This window comes from Vibrio sp. CAU 1672 (genome assembly GCF_029223195.1).
Taxonomy (GTDB): Bacteria; Pseudomonadota; Gammaproteobacteria; order Enterobacterales; family Vibrionaceae; genus Vibrio.
In genome coordinates this window covers 117,864-132,173 of sequence record NZ_JARHUF010000009.1, presented here as the reverse complement: position 1 = coordinate 132,173, position 14,310 = coordinate 117,864, and the positions used below count along the sequence as shown (strand labels likewise).

Here is a 14,310-nt window from a genome sequence, read left to right as displayed (position 1 = left end):
AATGAAGAAAATATCCATCAACGACCTGATGAAATGGAAACAGGAAGGTCGTAAATTTGCAACTTCTACCGCTTACGACGCGAGCTTTGCTCAGTTATTTGAAAGCCAAGAAATGCCGGTACTACTGGTCGGTGATTCTTTAGGCATGGTACTACAAGGCAAGAACGACACTCTCCCTGTAACGGTTGACGACATCGCGTACCACACTCGCTGTGTGCGCGCAGGCAGCCCTAACTGCCTGCTGATGGCTGACATGCCATTTATGAGTTACGCCACGCCAGAGCAAGCGTGTGAGAACGCAGCACAACTGATGCGCGCCGGCGCCAATATGGTGAAAATTGAGGGCGGTGACTGGCTGGTAGATACAGTTAAAATGCTCACTGAACGAGCGGTACCGGTATGTGCCCACTTAGGCCTGACTCCACAATCAGTCAACATCTTTGGTGGTTATAAAATTCAAGGCCGCGATCAGGAAAAAGCCGACCGCATGGTCAAAGACGCCCTCGCGTTACAAGCAGCGGGCGCACAAATCGTTCTGCTGGAGTGTGTCCCTGCCGAGCTGGCAGCACGGATTACTCAGGTGCTTGATGTGCCGGTGATCGGCATCGGTGCGGGTAATGTTACCGATGGGCAGATCCTGGTCATGCACGACATGTTTGGTATTTCAGCCAACTATATGCCGAAGTTCTCAAAAAACTTCCTTGCTGAAACAGGCGATATGCGCGCTGCCGTGGCAAAATACAAAGCAGATGTTGAAAGCGCGGCTTTCCCAGATGACGCTCATACCATTGCCTAGAGGATAAACGCATGCAAACTTTTGCGGAAATTTCAGCCGTTCGGGAACAGATCAAAACCTTCAAGCGTGAAGGTCGCAAAGTGGCGTTTGTGCCCACCATGGGCAACCTGCACGAAGGTCACCTGACGTTAGTACGTAAAGCACGTGAGTACGCTGATGTCGTTGTGGTAAGCATCTTTGTCAATCCGATGCAGTTCGATCGCGCCGACGATTTGAACAACTATCCACGCACCCTGGAAGAGGATTTGAGTAAACTCGCTGGTGAAGGGGTTGAACTGGTATTCACACCAACGTCTGAGATCATCTATCCCGAAGGACCAGACAAACAAACCTTTGTCGAAGTGCCGGGGCTTTCAACCATCCTCGAAGGCGCTTCCCGCCCGGGCCATTTCCGGGGGGTTACCACCATCGTCAATAAACTGTTCAACATTGTCCAGCCTGACGTTGCCTGCTTTGGGGAAAAAGACTTCCAACAGTTAGCAGTGATTCGCAAGATGGTAGCGGATCTGGCGATGGATATTGAAATCGTCGGTGTTCCTACCGTGCGTGAGATGGATGGCCTGGCAATGAGTTCGCGCAATGGCTTACTGACATTAGACGAACGTCAGCGCGCACCGGTACTGGCGCGTACCATGCGCTGGATCAGCAGTGCGATGCGCGGTGGCCGGGACGATTACGCCTCGATCATCGAAGATGCCAACGATCAACTGCGTGCCGCTGGCTTGCAGCCAGATGAAATCTTTATCCGTGATGCCCGAACCTTACAGGCCATCACCTCGGAGAGCACTCAGGCGGTGATCCTGATGTCAGCGTTCTTGGGCCAGACACGCCTTATCGACAACCAGACGGTCGATTTGACGCCGGAAAATAAAGAAGACACCGATCCGGGTAAAGCAGACGAAACCAGCGCTGAGTAAACGCTTAAAAAATAAAAAGGTCGACTCCAGGTCGACCTTTTTGATCCAACCAACAATGCTAAGAGCGCAAGCCGATCCCTTTTGTCACCAAATAGTGCGCCACTGCATACAGTATCAGCACAAAAATCCCCAGGACACTAAATGACGTCGCAATCCCGACATCCGATACGCCAAGGAAACCGTAGCGAAACGCGTTGACCATATAAACGATCGGATTCAGCTGAGACACGCCCTGCCAAAAATCAGGCAGCAAACTGATTGAATAGAATACCCCGCCCAGATACGTCAGGGGGGTCAGCACGAAGGTGGGAATGATCGAAATATCATCAAATGTTTTGGCAAACACCGCATTGATTAACCCACCCAGGGCAAACACCACTGAGGTCATCAAGACCGTCGCGATAATGATCCCCCAGTGTTCCACCTGCAGATCAACAAAGAACAGCGACACAAAAGTGACTATGGTTCCGACCAGCAGGCCACGTACCACACCGCCCATGACAAAACCAAGGATAATCACGTAATTGGGTACCGGTGCCACCAGCAGCTCTTCAATGTTGCGCTGGAACTTGGAACTAAAGAACGAAGACGCGACATTCGAGTAGGAGTTGGTGATCACTGACATCATGATCAGCCCGGGCACAATGTACTCCATATAGCTGAAACCGTTCATTTCACCGATACGCGACCCGATCAGGCTACCAAATATAATAAAATACAAGGTCATGGTGATCGCCGGAGGCACCAGAGTCTGCACCCAAATCCGCGTAAAGCGATTGATTTCTTTGGTTAACAGGCTACAAAAAGCCGTCCAATACAGTTGATACATTTACTCGTTACCTCCGCGCACAATGCTGACAAACAGCTCTTCCAAACGGTTGGCTTTATTGCGCATCGACAGCACTTTTACCCCGTGCTCAGAGAGCTGACTGAATACCGAGTTCAGCCCCTGGCTCTTGTCCAGCTCAATTTCCAGAGAACCATTGACCATCATCTGGCTATTCACCCCATCAAGGATTGGCATCTCGCCATCAAAGTCGACATCGAGAATAAAGGTTTCGACACTCAGCTTGCCTAACAACGCTTTCATGGTGGTGTTTTCAATCAGTTCACCATGGTTGATGATACCGATATTGCGGCACAGCATTTCTGCCTCCTCCAGATAATGGGTGGTCAGAATGATGGTGATCCCCTGCTCCTGATTGATCTCTTTAAGGAAATCCCACATTGAGCGACGTAATTCAATATCCACTCCCGCGGTGGGCTCATCCAGGATCAGCAGTTGCGGCTCATGCATTAAGGCCCGCGCAATCATTAAGCGGCGCTTCATCCCGCCCGACAGGTTACGCGCGCGCTCTTTGCGCTTTTGCCACAAATCGAGCTTGGTCAGATACTTCTTCGCCCGCTCTTTTGCCAAAGACTTCGAAACTCCGTAGTAACCGGCTTGCTGGATAACAATCTGCTCAACGGTTTCAAACTGATTGAAGTTAAACTCCTGCGGAACCAATCCCAGATTTTGCTTGGCCAGCTCCAGATCGGTGTCAATGTCATAACCAAATACTTTAGCCTTGCCGGAGGTTTTATTCACCAACGAAGCAATAATACCAATTGTGGTAGATTTCCCGGCACCATTAGGCCCTAACAGCGCGTAAAAATCGCCCTTTTTTACGCTGAGGCTGATCCCTTTCAGCGCTTCGAAACCGCCCGCGTAAGTTTTGCGTAGCTGTTCAATTTCTAATGCATACATAGCGTTACACTGCCATTTTCCTAATTGGTCTGCCGTTACCCATTCTCACTGAGCGATATCAAGTGTCGGGAACGGCATCGTGTACATAAGATCGCCTAGTCTATCGTCGAATCACGATTAACACAATCAGCCCCTCCGGCTTTTTCCAGCTACAACCATAACTTTGCTGCGCTTACCATTTGCAGAAAAAACACCGCTGGTATAAGCCAGCGGTGCCTCCTTAGTTACTCTGTCAACTACTCTGGCTGAAGATGGGCAGGTTTCGCTCCGACATATGCCAGCGCCGCATTCAGCGCTTCATAACGGAACTTAAATGCATTCTCACTCGCTATCAGCTCAAGCACATGAAACTTCTCTAACTGCTCACGGGTACGTTGATTCGGGCACAGCAGATACACTTCACAATCCGCATCCAGCGCATCTTTAATCGCGTTCTCTAATGCCAGGCCAACCGTCACATCGATCATCGGTACATCGGTCAAATCAAGAATCATGACTTCATAATCCGAGATACTCGAGTGCTGGCGAGAAATCGCTTTAGATACGCTGAAAATCATCGGCCCGGACAGATAGAAAAACAACACCTTACCGGCGGCACGATCCAGCAGCCCTCTTTCACTATCCGTCAGCGGCACATCATCCTCATCCGCATCACTGATGGCCTTCACCTGGCGCGCTTGTTCACGGCTCAAACGTTCAATGATAATGATGTTGGAGATGAACACTCCAAGGCCAACGGCCACAATTAAATCGACAAACACCGTCAGCAGCATGACACCGTACATCACCGCCATACCGGGGAAACTGACTTTGTGCGCACGTTGGATGAAACTCCAGTCGAGAATATTGAAACCCACATAAACCGCGATACCGGCCAATACTGCCATCGGGATCGGTTCGGTCAGGCCACCGGCCACCAGCACCACCAGCGCCAGCACCAACGCCCGGCAGACACCGGACAACGGCGAACGCGCACCCACCTGAATATTGGTCACCGTCCCCATGGTTGCCCCCGCCCCGGGCAGCGCGCCGAATAACCCCGATACCATATTGGCCAGCCCCTGACCACGTAACTCCTTATCCGAGTCGTGCTCTTTACGGGTCAAAGAGTCTCCAATCACCGCGGTCAGTAAGGTGTCGATACACCCCAGTGTTCCCAAAACCAGGGCGTCAATAACCATCTCAACCACAATCTCCGCATTGATGCTTGGCATGATCAGCGAAGGCAAACCCGCCGGGATCTCACCAATACGGCGAATCGACTGGCTATCAAACAGCAGGACAGATAGCAGAGTGACAATAACCAAGGCTACCAGCTGCGCCGGAACATATTTACGATACGATTTGGGAAACAGGAACAGAATAGCCAGGGTCAGAACACCGAGAAACAACTCACTAAACTTGAGATCCGCGATGATCTCCGGTAACGCGGATAATGTCCCCGGCACCCCGCCGGGTGGCGCGGCATGCCCTAGCAAAGGGGATAGCTGGAGAATGATCAGAATCACACCTATTCCTGACATAAAACCTGAGATAACGCTATATGGCATCAAGGTAACGTATTTACCCAACTTCAGGGTTCCGAGTAACACCTGAAAAGCCCCCGCCATCATCACCACGGTAAACGTCATCGCCATCCCGGTTTCCGGGTATTTGGCCATCATGCTCGTGAGTACCGCAGTCATGATCACGGTCATCGGCCCGGTAGGTTCTGAGATCAGTGTCGACGATCCACCGAATAACGAGGCAAACAGACCGACCAGTATGGCCCCCCATAACCCAGCTTCTGCCCCGGCGCCGGACGCGACGCCAAATGCCAGCGCCAGTGGCAGAGAAATAATCGCGGTAGTTACACCACCAAACAGATCCCCTTTCACACTAATATCTTCAAATCGATTGCCGAGCACCGTACCTCTCCCTGAATCAAAATAATGAATCGAACAATAAGCGCCATCAATCTAACAAACCATTTGGGCAAATTTAACAATTATTCGGCGATACAAAATGTCGGGTCTATTGGTTCGCTGAATGATGGCCACCAACTACAGGCATTTCCCCCCATAAACACGTCAGATGAGTTCATTTTGGCCAAATTTTAGCGAGCTTGGAATTGTAACATTGTGTATAGTAAAAACTACGAACGCATGACTAACCAGAAGTGCGCGCGTGCATTGTGAAGCTGTAGGGAAGTTATTAGCAAGATGCCAGAGATTAAACAGTTATTTGAGAACAACTCTAAGTGGTCAGAGGAAATTAAATCTGAGCGGCCGGAATATTTCGCGAAACTGGCTCAGGGCCAAAAGCCGGATTTTCTATGGATTGGCTGCTCAGACAGCCGCGTTCCTGCAGAGCGGCTAACCGGCCTCTATTCAGGCGAACTGTTCGTCCACCGCAACGTCGCCAATCAAGTGATCCATACTGATTTAAACTGCCTTTCTGTGGTGCAATACGCGGTAGATGTATTGAAAGTGAAACATATTATCGTATGTGGCCACTACGGATGTGGTGGGGTCAATGCCGCGATCGACAATCCACAACTGGGTTTGATCAATAACTGGCTATTACACATTCGCGATCTGTACTTTAAACACCGCAGCTATCTTGATCAGATGCCAGCAGAGGATCGGGCGGATAAGCTGGGTGAAATCAACGTCGCAGAGCAGGTGTATAACCTGGGCAATTCGACCATCATGCAAAACGCCTGGGAACGAGGCCAGGATGTGGAAATTCATGGCGTCGTATACGGTATTGAAGATGGAAAACTGGAATATCTGGGTATCCGCACTCACTCCAGAGAAACGGTGGACGCTTCTTACCAAAAAGCAATGGCGACCATACTGAATAGCGACAATAAGCTGTTATGTCGCTAATTCCAGCTGAATACTGAACAAAAAACAAAACGCCCATGACTCAATGGGCGTTTTTTGTATTCGCTAACTAGGTTCGCAACCGTTATTCTTGCGGTACGACTTTACCGATGTAAGGCAGATGACGGTATTTCTGAGCGTAATCGATACCCACGCCAACGACGAACTCATCTGGGATAGCAAAACCAACCCAATCTACCGGCACTTCCACTTCCCGGCGAGACGGCTTGTCGAGCAGTGTGCAGATCGCAATCGACTTTGGCTCACGCAGCGACAAGATTTCAGTGATCTTGTTCAGTGTATTACCGGTATCAATGATATCTTCAACAATCACAACATCTTTGCCTTTGATGTCATCATCCAAGTCTTTAAGAATACGAACGTCACGCGAGCTTTCCATGGTGTTACCATAGCTTGACGCCGTCATGAAATCCACTTGGTGAGTCAGATCGATAGCTCTTGCCAGGTCGGCCATAAAGACAAATGAACCACGTAGCAACCCTACCAGCACCAAGTCTTCACTCCCTTGGTAACGCTCAGTAATTTGCTTGCCTAATTCGCGGATACGCTCCTGAACTTCTTGCTCAGAAATCATAACTTCTACTGTATGTTTCATGCTGTGCTCAATTTCTTTGTGGGTTGAGGTAACTCGTACGCAAACGATCACCTTTGTTGCGGCGTGTAGTGTATCACCACAACCACAGGCTGGAAAGCCACATCCTTTTTTCATTTTTCCGACCCAAACCTGACGATATCGGACACAACTTGCTGCAAAAACAGGGTAATAATGACATTACTGTCTATAAATTATACTTAAACTATTGACCTTACTCATATGCACCATTACACTCATCAATGGCTTACACAACTATTAAAACAATCAATTAGGGAATAATCCCCATCAATCAACTCTAATGGCAAGGAATACATATGGACTCAATAGCTAAGAGACCTCGCACACGGCTTTCACCAATCAAACGTAAACAGCAGCTGATGGAAATAGCGCTGGAAGTGTTTGCTCGCCGCGGTATTGGACGTGGTGGCCATGCTGATATTGCCGATATCGCACAGGTCTCTGTCGCAACAGTATTTAACTACTTCCCTACCCGCGAAGATCTGGTAGACGAAGTACTGAATCACGTGGTACGTCAGTTCTCTAACTTTCTGTCAGACAATATTGACCTTGATCTGCATGCTCGTGACAACATCAACAACATCAGCAGTGCAATGATCGAGTTGGTCACCCAAGATTGTCACTGGCTTAAAGTGTGGTTCGAGTGGAGTGCCTCAACCCGTGAAGAGGTATGGCCACTATTTGTCAGCACTAACCGTACCAACCAACTGCTGGTACAAAACATGTTCATCAAAGCGATTGAACGTGGTGAAGTGTGCGATCAACACCAACCGGAACATTTGGCGGACCTCTTCCTGGGGATTTGCTACACCCTGTTTGTCCAGGCGAACCGCGCAAAAGATGAAGAGCAGCTTAGTACATTAGTGCAGAGCTATCTGGATATGCTGTGTATTTACAAACGTGACCACTAGAGTATGGTTTGCTAACGCATAGCGATTAAAGCTTGTCATTCGACAAGCTTTTTTTGTAACGCAGAAACAAAAAACCGCTGAATATTCAGCGGTTTTTTCTCAAGCAGGCAACTAACTATTTTTTCTTCTTCACGGCTTTTTTGTTCGGCAGATCAGTGATTGAACCTTCAAACACTTCGGCAGCCAAGCCGACTGACTCATGCAGCGTTGGGTGAGCATGGATAGTAAGCGCGATATCTTCAGCATCACAACCCATCTCGATCGCCAGACCGATTTCACCCAGCAGTTCACCACCGTTAGTACCCACGATCGCGCCACCAATTACGCGGTGAGTTTCTTTGTCGAAAATCAGTTTGGTCATACCATCGGCACAGTCAGATGCGATGGCACGACCAGATGCCGCCCAAGGGAAGGTGGCCACTTCGTACTTGATACCTTCTTCTTTGGCTTCTTTTTCTGTCTTACCAACCCAAGCCACTTCTGGCTCAGTATACGCGATTGAAGGAATAACCTTAGGGTCGAAGTAGTGCTTCTTACCCGAGATAACTTCAGCCGCTACGTGACCTTCATGCACACCTTTATGAGCCAGCATTGGCTGACCAACGATGTCACCGATCGCGAAAATGTGAGGAACGTTGGTACGCATTTGCTTATCAACGTTAATAAAGCCACGCTCATCAATTTCAAGGCCGGCTTTCTCACCATCAATCAGCTTACCGTTTGGTACACGGCCGATAGCAACCAGAACCGCATCGTAGCGCTCTGCTTCTGCCGGTGCTTTCTTACCTTCCATTGATACGTAGATACCATCTTCTTTTGCTTCAACTGCGATTACTTTGGTTTCCAGCATCAGCTTAAACTTGTCTTTGATGCGCTTGGTGTACACCTTAACGATATCTTTGTCTGCCGCAGGGATCACCTGGTCAAACATTTCTACCACATCAACTTTAGAGCCTAGCGAATGGTAAACCGTACCCATTTCCAGGCCGATGATACCGCCCCCCATGATCAGCAGTTTTTCAGGCACTTCTTTGAGTTCAAGAGCATCCGTTGAATCCCAGATACGTGGGTCTTCATGCGGGATAAATGGCAGTTTAATTGGGCGAGAACCGGCTGCAACGATAGCGTTGTCAAAGTTTACTACGGTAGACTCGCCTTCACCTTCAACAAGGATCGAGTTAGGGCCAGTAAACTTACCGTAACCGTTCACCACCGTCACGTTACGCATTTTAGCCATACCGCTCAGGCCGCCAGTTAGCTGGTTAACCACTTTTTCTTTCCAGATACGGATCTTGTTGATGTCTGTTTGCGGCTCACCGAATACAACGCCGTGGTCAGCCATCGCTTTCGCTTCTTCGATAACTTTAGAAACATGCAGCAGTGCTTTAGATGGGATACAACCCACGTTAAGACATACACCACCAAGCGTGCTGTAGCGTTCAACAAGTACAGTTTCAAGACCTAGATCCGCACAACGGAAGGCAGCGGAGTAACCAGCAGGACCAGAACCAAGTACAACAACTTGGGCTTTAATTTCTTTGCTCATTTTGACCTCTTGTAGTCATTATCCCTAACAGGCTGAGTGGGTATCGATTTTTTTGTGTTTAGAGTAATTCGCTTTAAACAATTATTTTCAGACCGCCAACAGTTTACAGAGATGTTAATGGTGTGAAAAGTAAATCAATTTAGCCTGTGAGCCAGACAACAATTCAATTATGAAAACCCTGTAGCCAGTCAGGGAGATAACCAAATTGTCGATAATTATGATTAGCCGAGGCGGCTAAGTTGCCGCCTCTTTAACATCGGTGCTTAATTAAAGAACCAGACGACGAATGTCAGACAGACATGCGTTTAGGTAAGTGATAAAGCGTGCACCTTCAGCACCATCGATCACACGATGGTCGTATGACAGAGAAAGTGGCAGCTGTAGGCGCGGCTCAAACTCTTTACCGTTCCATACCGGTTTCATCTCTGACTTAGACACACCAAGAATACCGACTTCTGGCGCGTTGACGATTGGCGTAAATGCCGTACCGCCGATACCACCCAGGCTTGAGATAGTGAAACAGCCGCCTTGCATATCCGCCGCCGTCAGCTTACCGGCACGGGCTTTCTTAGACACCGCCATCAGCTCTTCAGACAGCTCGTAAATGCCTTTCTTGTTCACATCTTTAAATACAGGAACCACCAGGCCGTTTGGCGTGTCTACCGCGATACCGATGTTAACGTATTTCTTCAGAATCAGGCTCTCACCATCTTCTGACAAAGACGAGTTAAACGCCGGGAACGCTTCTAGTGCTTTCGCTGCCGCTTTCATGATGAACACCAGTGGCGTGATCTTCATGCCAGAGTCTTTCTTCGCTTCAAGCGCGTTTTGCTCTTTACGGAATGCTTCTAGCTCCGTGATGTCTGCGTTATCCCACTGGGTAACGTGCGGGATCATGACCCAGTTACGGTGTAGGTTAGCACCTGAGATCTTCTTGATCTTAGATAGCTTCTGAACTTCAGTTTCACCGAACTTGCTGAAGTCCACTTTTGGCCATGGTAGTAGGCCAAGAGCACTGCCGTCACCTTTGCCAGATGCTGCTGCACCTGCGCCAGACTCAAGACGCTTAAGAGCATCTTTAACGTAAGCTTGAACGTCTTCTTTCAGGATACGGCTCTTACGGCCAGTACCTTTAACCTTAGACAGGTTAACGCCGAATTCACGCGCCAGACGACGAACAACTGGAGATGCATGTGCGTAATCGTGGTTTTCCTGGAAGTCACCACCTGCAGGAGCTTCAGCTTTTGCTGCTGGAGCAGATGCCGACGCAGGAGCTGGTGTTGCTGCCGGTGCTGGCACTGCTACAGGTTCCGGAGCTGCGCCCGCCACAGGAGTCCCTGCGACTTCAAATACCATGATCAGCGAGCCAGTAGACACTTTGTCGCCAACTGCAATCTTAATCTCTTTAACTGTACCTGCGAATGGTGCCGGTACTTCCATAGACGCTTTGTCACCTTCAACCGTGATGAGAGATTGCTCCTCGATCACTGTGTCGCCAACGGCAACCATGATTTCAGTCACTTCAACTTCATCGCCACCGATATCTGGTACGTTAACTTCTTTGTTAGACGCAGTTGCTGGAGCCGCAGCTGGTGCTGCTGGCGCTTCAACGGCTGCAGGAGCTAAAGCCGCTGCACCTGCTACTTCAAATACCATAACAAGAGAGCCAGTTGTTACTGAATCACCTTCAGCAACCTTGATCTCTTTAACAGTACCTGCGAATGGTGCTGGTACTTCCATAGAAGCTTTGTCGCCTTCTACAGTTAGAAGTGATTGCTCTTCTTCTACTGTATCGCCAACTTTAACCATAATTTCAGTAACTTCTACTTCATCGCCACCGATATCAGGAACGTGAACTTCTTTTAGTTCTGCTGCTGCCGCTACAGGTGCAGCTACTGGGACAGCCTCTGCTGCTGCAGCCGGAGCGCCGGCCGCCTCTGCTTCGACATTTTCTTCAACAAACAACATGATTAGAGAACCGGTAGAAACCTTGTCGCCTTCGGCAACTTTGATCTCTTTAACGATACCCGCTGCCGAGGCAGGCACTTCCATAGACGCTTTATCGCCTTCAACCGTGATCAGAGACTGCTCTTCTTCAACCTTGTCGCCAACGCTTACAAGAATCTCAGTAACTTCAACCTCATCCGCACCGATGTCTGGTACATTAATTTCGATTGCCATTTCTTATCTACCTTCTGTATTAAGCGTTGTGTTATGCGTAAAGCGGGTTAGTTTTTTCAGTGTCGATGTCGAACTTCTTGATTGCTTCAGCAATGGCAGATTTCTCAACTTCGCCACGTTTCGCCAGTTCAGTCAGCGCTGCGACTACCACGTAACCTGCGTTTACTTCGAAGTGACGACGTAGGTTTTCACGGCTGTCTGAGCGACCGAAGCCGTCAGTACCAAGAACTTTGTACGACTCAGCAGGAATGAATGCACGAACCTGCTCTGCGTAGTTCTTCATGTAGTCAGTTGCGGCGATAGCTGGCTCGTTGCCCATCACTTGTGCAATGTAAGGCACTTGCGCTTGTGCTTCTGGATGAAGCATGTTGAAACGCTCAGCATCTTGACCGTCACGAGTCAGTTCGTTAAATGACGTTACCGAGTAAACGTCAGACGCGACGCCGTAGTCATCGCTTAGGATTTGCGCGGCTTTACGTACTTCGTTCATGATAGTGCCCGAGCTCATTAGCTGAACTTTAGCCTTGTCACCAGCGTACGTTTCTAGCTTGTAAATCCCTTTGCGGATGCCTTCTTCAGCGCCTTCTGGCATTGCTGGCATGGCGTAGTTTTCGTTCATAACCGTTAGGTAGTAGAACACGTTTTCTTGGTTCTCACCGTACATGCGACGGATACCGTCTTGCATGATAACGGCAACTTCGTACGCGAAGGTTGGATCGTAAGAGATACAGTTAGGCACTGTGTTCGCCATAATATGCGAGTGACCGTCTTCGTGTTGCAGACCTTCACCGTTCAGCGTTGTACGACCAGCAGTTGCACCTAATAAGAAGCCGCGAGCCTGTTGGTCACCCGCCATCCATGCCATGTCGCCAACACGTTGGAAACCAAACATAGAATAGTAGATGTAGAACGGGATCATTGGCAGATCGTTGGTGCTGTAAGACGTCGCCGCCGCCACCCAAGATGCCATTGAACCCAGCTCGTTGATACCTTCTTGCAGAACCTGACCAGAAGTCGCTTCTTTGTAGTAAGAAACGATGTCGCGATCCTGTGGCGTGTAGTTCTGACCGTGCGGGTTGTAAATACCGATTTGACGGAACAGGCCTTCCATACCGAACGTACGGGCTTCATCACAAATGATAGGAACGATGTTCTTACCAATGTTCTTGTTCTTAAGCAGGATATTAAGAGTACGAACGTAAGCCATGGTGGTAGAGATATCACGCTTCTGTTCAGTTAGTAGCGGGGCAAACTCTGCTAGCTCTGGTACTTTGAACTCTTGAGTAAAGTTAGGCAGACGCTGTGGCGTGTAACCTTTTAGTGCTTTACGACGAGCATGTAGGTATTCGTATTCCGCGCTGCCTTCTTCAAGTTTCAGGTACGGAAGTTCTTTCACCGCTTCGTCAGTCAGGATGTCCTGAAGACCCAGACGGTCACGCAGGTGTAGTACGTGAGTCATGTCCATCTTCTTAACCTGGTGTGCGATGTTCTTACCTTCAGCCGCTTCCCCCATGCCGTAACCTTTAACCGTCTTGGCCAGGATCACCGTTGGACGACCTTTGGTCTGTTCTGCGTTTTTGTATGCCGCGTACAGTTTAGAAGAATCGTGACCACCACGCTTAAGTGCGAAGATTTCTTCATCCGTCATATCGGCGACTAGTGCAGCTGTTTCTGGATACTTACCAAAGAAGTGCTCACGTACGTACGCGCCATCTTTAGATTTAAATGTCTGGTAGTCACCGTCTACTGTTTCGTTCATCAGCTGTAGCAGCTTGCCGGTTGTGTCTTTAGCAAGTAGTGCATCCCAGTTGCTACCCCAGATAACCTTAACAACATTCCAGCCAGCCCCTTTGAATAGACCTTCTAGCTCTTGAATGATGCTACCGTTACCCATTACCGGGCCATCCAGGCGCTGCAGGTTACAGTTTACCAGGAAGCATAAGTTGTCTAGCTTCTCTCGCGCGGCAAAAGAAAGTGAACCACGTGATTCTGGCTCATCCATCTCACCGTCACCGAGGAAGGCGTATACACGTTGAGCTGACGTATCTTTCAGGCCACGGCCGTCCAGGTACTTAAGGAAACGCGCCTGGTAGATTGCAGAGATTGGCCCCAGGCCCATAGATACGGTCGGGAACTGCCAAAACTCTGGCATCAGTTTAGGGTGCGGGTAGGATGGGATACCTTTACCGTCGACTTCCTGGCGGAAGTTATCGAGCTGCTCTTCAGTCAGACGACCTTCAACGAATGCACGGGAGTAAATACCTGGAGAGATATGACCCTGGTAGTATACTAGATCGCCACCGTCCGTCTCATTTGGAGCGCGGAAGAAGTGGTTGAAACATACTTCGTAGAATGCAGCAGAAGACTGGAAAGACGCCATGTGGCCGCCTAGCTCCAGATCTTTCTTAGATGCACGTAGAACGATCATGATTGCGTTCCAGCGGATGATGGAACGAATACGGCGTTCAAGTGTTGTGTCACCCGGGTAAGCTGGTTCTTGATCTGCTGGAATCGTGTTGATGTAGTTGGTTGTGATTCCAGTTGGCATGTCAACACCGTCCAGACGTGCTTTGTCCAGAACTTGTTCTAGTAGGAACTGAGCACGTTCTACACCTTCTTCACGTACAACTGACTCAAGTGCTTGTAGCCATTCTTGAGTTTCCAGTGCATCTACGTCATGCTTCATATCAGACATGGCGATCTATCCTTCT

11 protein-coding genes are annotated in these 14,310 nt (G+C 49.1%); 4 read left to right on the top strand and 7 right to left on the bottom strand.

Annotated elements, in window-relative coordinates; all coding sequences use genetic code 11:
• The first annotated feature begins 1 nt into the window (after nucleotide 1).
• Nucleotides 2-796, top strand: a complete 795-nt coding sequence (gene panB / locus P2G85_RS10890; protein WP_275864108.1) for a 3-methyl-2-oxobutanoate hydroxymethyltransferase — start codon at nucleotides 2-4, stop codon at nucleotides 794-796.
• A gap of 11 nt (nucleotides 797-807) precedes the next feature.
• Nucleotides 808-1,713, top strand: coding sequence for a pantoate--beta-alanine ligase (gene panC / locus P2G85_RS10885; protein ID WP_275864107.1), 906 nt, complete (start codon nucleotides 808-810; stop codon nucleotides 1,711-1,713).
• 58 nt (nucleotides 1,714-1,771) lie between these two features.
• On the opposite strand, the gene P2G85_RS10880 is transcribed toward panC, so the two are convergent.
• The 3 genes from P2G85_RS10880 to P2G85_RS10870 all read right to left on the bottom strand — a co-directional run bounded on the left by P2G85_RS10880 (nucleotide 1,772) and on the right by P2G85_RS10870 (nucleotide 5,367).
• The gene (locus P2G85_RS10880; RefSeq protein WP_275864106.1) at nucleotides 1,772-2,542 is read right to left on the bottom strand and encodes an ABC transporter permease; all 771 of its coding nucleotides are present in this window, start codon (nucleotides 2,540-2,542) and stop codon (nucleotides 1,772-1,774) included.
• On the bottom strand, nucleotides 2,543-3,460 hold the full coding sequence (locus tag P2G85_RS10875; RefSeq protein WP_275864105.1) for an ABC transporter ATP-binding protein: 918 nt from the start codon (nucleotides 3,458-3,460) through the stop codon (nucleotides 2,543-2,545).
• Nucleotides 3,461-3,696: 236 nt separating this feature from the next.
• Nucleotides 3,697-5,367: a SulP family inorganic anion transporter gene (locus P2G85_RS10870; RefSeq protein ID WP_275864104.1), complete on the bottom strand. Its 1,671-nt coding sequence runs from the start codon at nucleotides 5,365-5,367 to the stop codon at nucleotides 3,697-3,699.
• 294 nt (nucleotides 5,368-5,661) lie between these two features.
• On the opposite strand from P2G85_RS10870, the gene can reads away from it, so the two are divergent.
• Nucleotides 5,662-6,330 carry a carbonate dehydratase gene (gene can / locus P2G85_RS10865; protein WP_275864103.1) on the top strand — a complete coding sequence of 223 codons (669 nt, stop codon included), beginning with the start codon at nucleotides 5,662-5,664 and terminating at the stop codon, nucleotides 6,328-6,330.
• Nucleotides 6,331-6,412: 82 nt separating this feature from the next.
• Here can and hpt read toward each other — a convergent pair whose 3' ends face one another.
• Entirely contained in the window at nucleotides 6,413-6,943 is a 531-nt protein-coding gene (hpt, locus tag P2G85_RS10860) for a hypoxanthine phosphoribosyltransferase (RefSeq protein ID WP_275864102.1), read from the bottom strand.
• Between the two features lie 314 nt (nucleotides 6,944-7,257).
• Between hpt and P2G85_RS10855 the strand changes: the two genes are divergently transcribed.
• On the top strand, nucleotides 7,258-7,872 hold the full coding sequence (locus P2G85_RS10855) for a LuxR/HapR/OpaR family quorum-sensing transcriptional regulator (RefSeq protein WP_275864101.1): 615 nt from the start codon (nucleotides 7,258-7,260) through the stop codon (nucleotides 7,870-7,872).
• A gap of 115 nt (nucleotides 7,873-7,987) precedes the next feature.
• Here the strand turns inward: P2G85_RS10855 and lpdA are convergent, their stop codons facing one another.
• The 3 genes from lpdA to aceE form a co-directional block, all read right to left on the bottom strand.
• Nucleotides 7,988-9,418 (bottom strand): dihydrolipoyl dehydrogenase, encoded by a 1,431-nt coding sequence (gene lpdA, locus P2G85_RS10850; protein ID WP_275864100.1) that lies wholly within the window; start codon nucleotides 9,416-9,418, stop codon nucleotides 7,988-7,990.
• A 267-nt stretch (nucleotides 9,419-9,685) separates the two neighbouring features.
• A complete protein-coding gene (gene aceF / locus P2G85_RS10845; RefSeq protein WP_275864099.1) occupies nucleotides 9,686-11,599 on the bottom strand; it encodes a pyruvate dehydrogenase complex dihydrolipoyllysine-residue acetyltransferase in 1,914 nt (637 codons plus the stop codon).
• Between the two features lie 31 nt (nucleotides 11,600-11,630).
• Nucleotides 11,631-14,294 (bottom strand): pyruvate dehydrogenase (acetyl-transferring), homodimeric type, encoded by a 2,664-nt coding sequence (gene aceE, locus P2G85_RS10840; protein ID WP_275864098.1) that lies wholly within the window; start codon nucleotides 14,292-14,294, stop codon nucleotides 11,631-11,633.
• Between the last annotated feature and the right edge of the window lie 16 nt (nucleotides 14,295-14,310).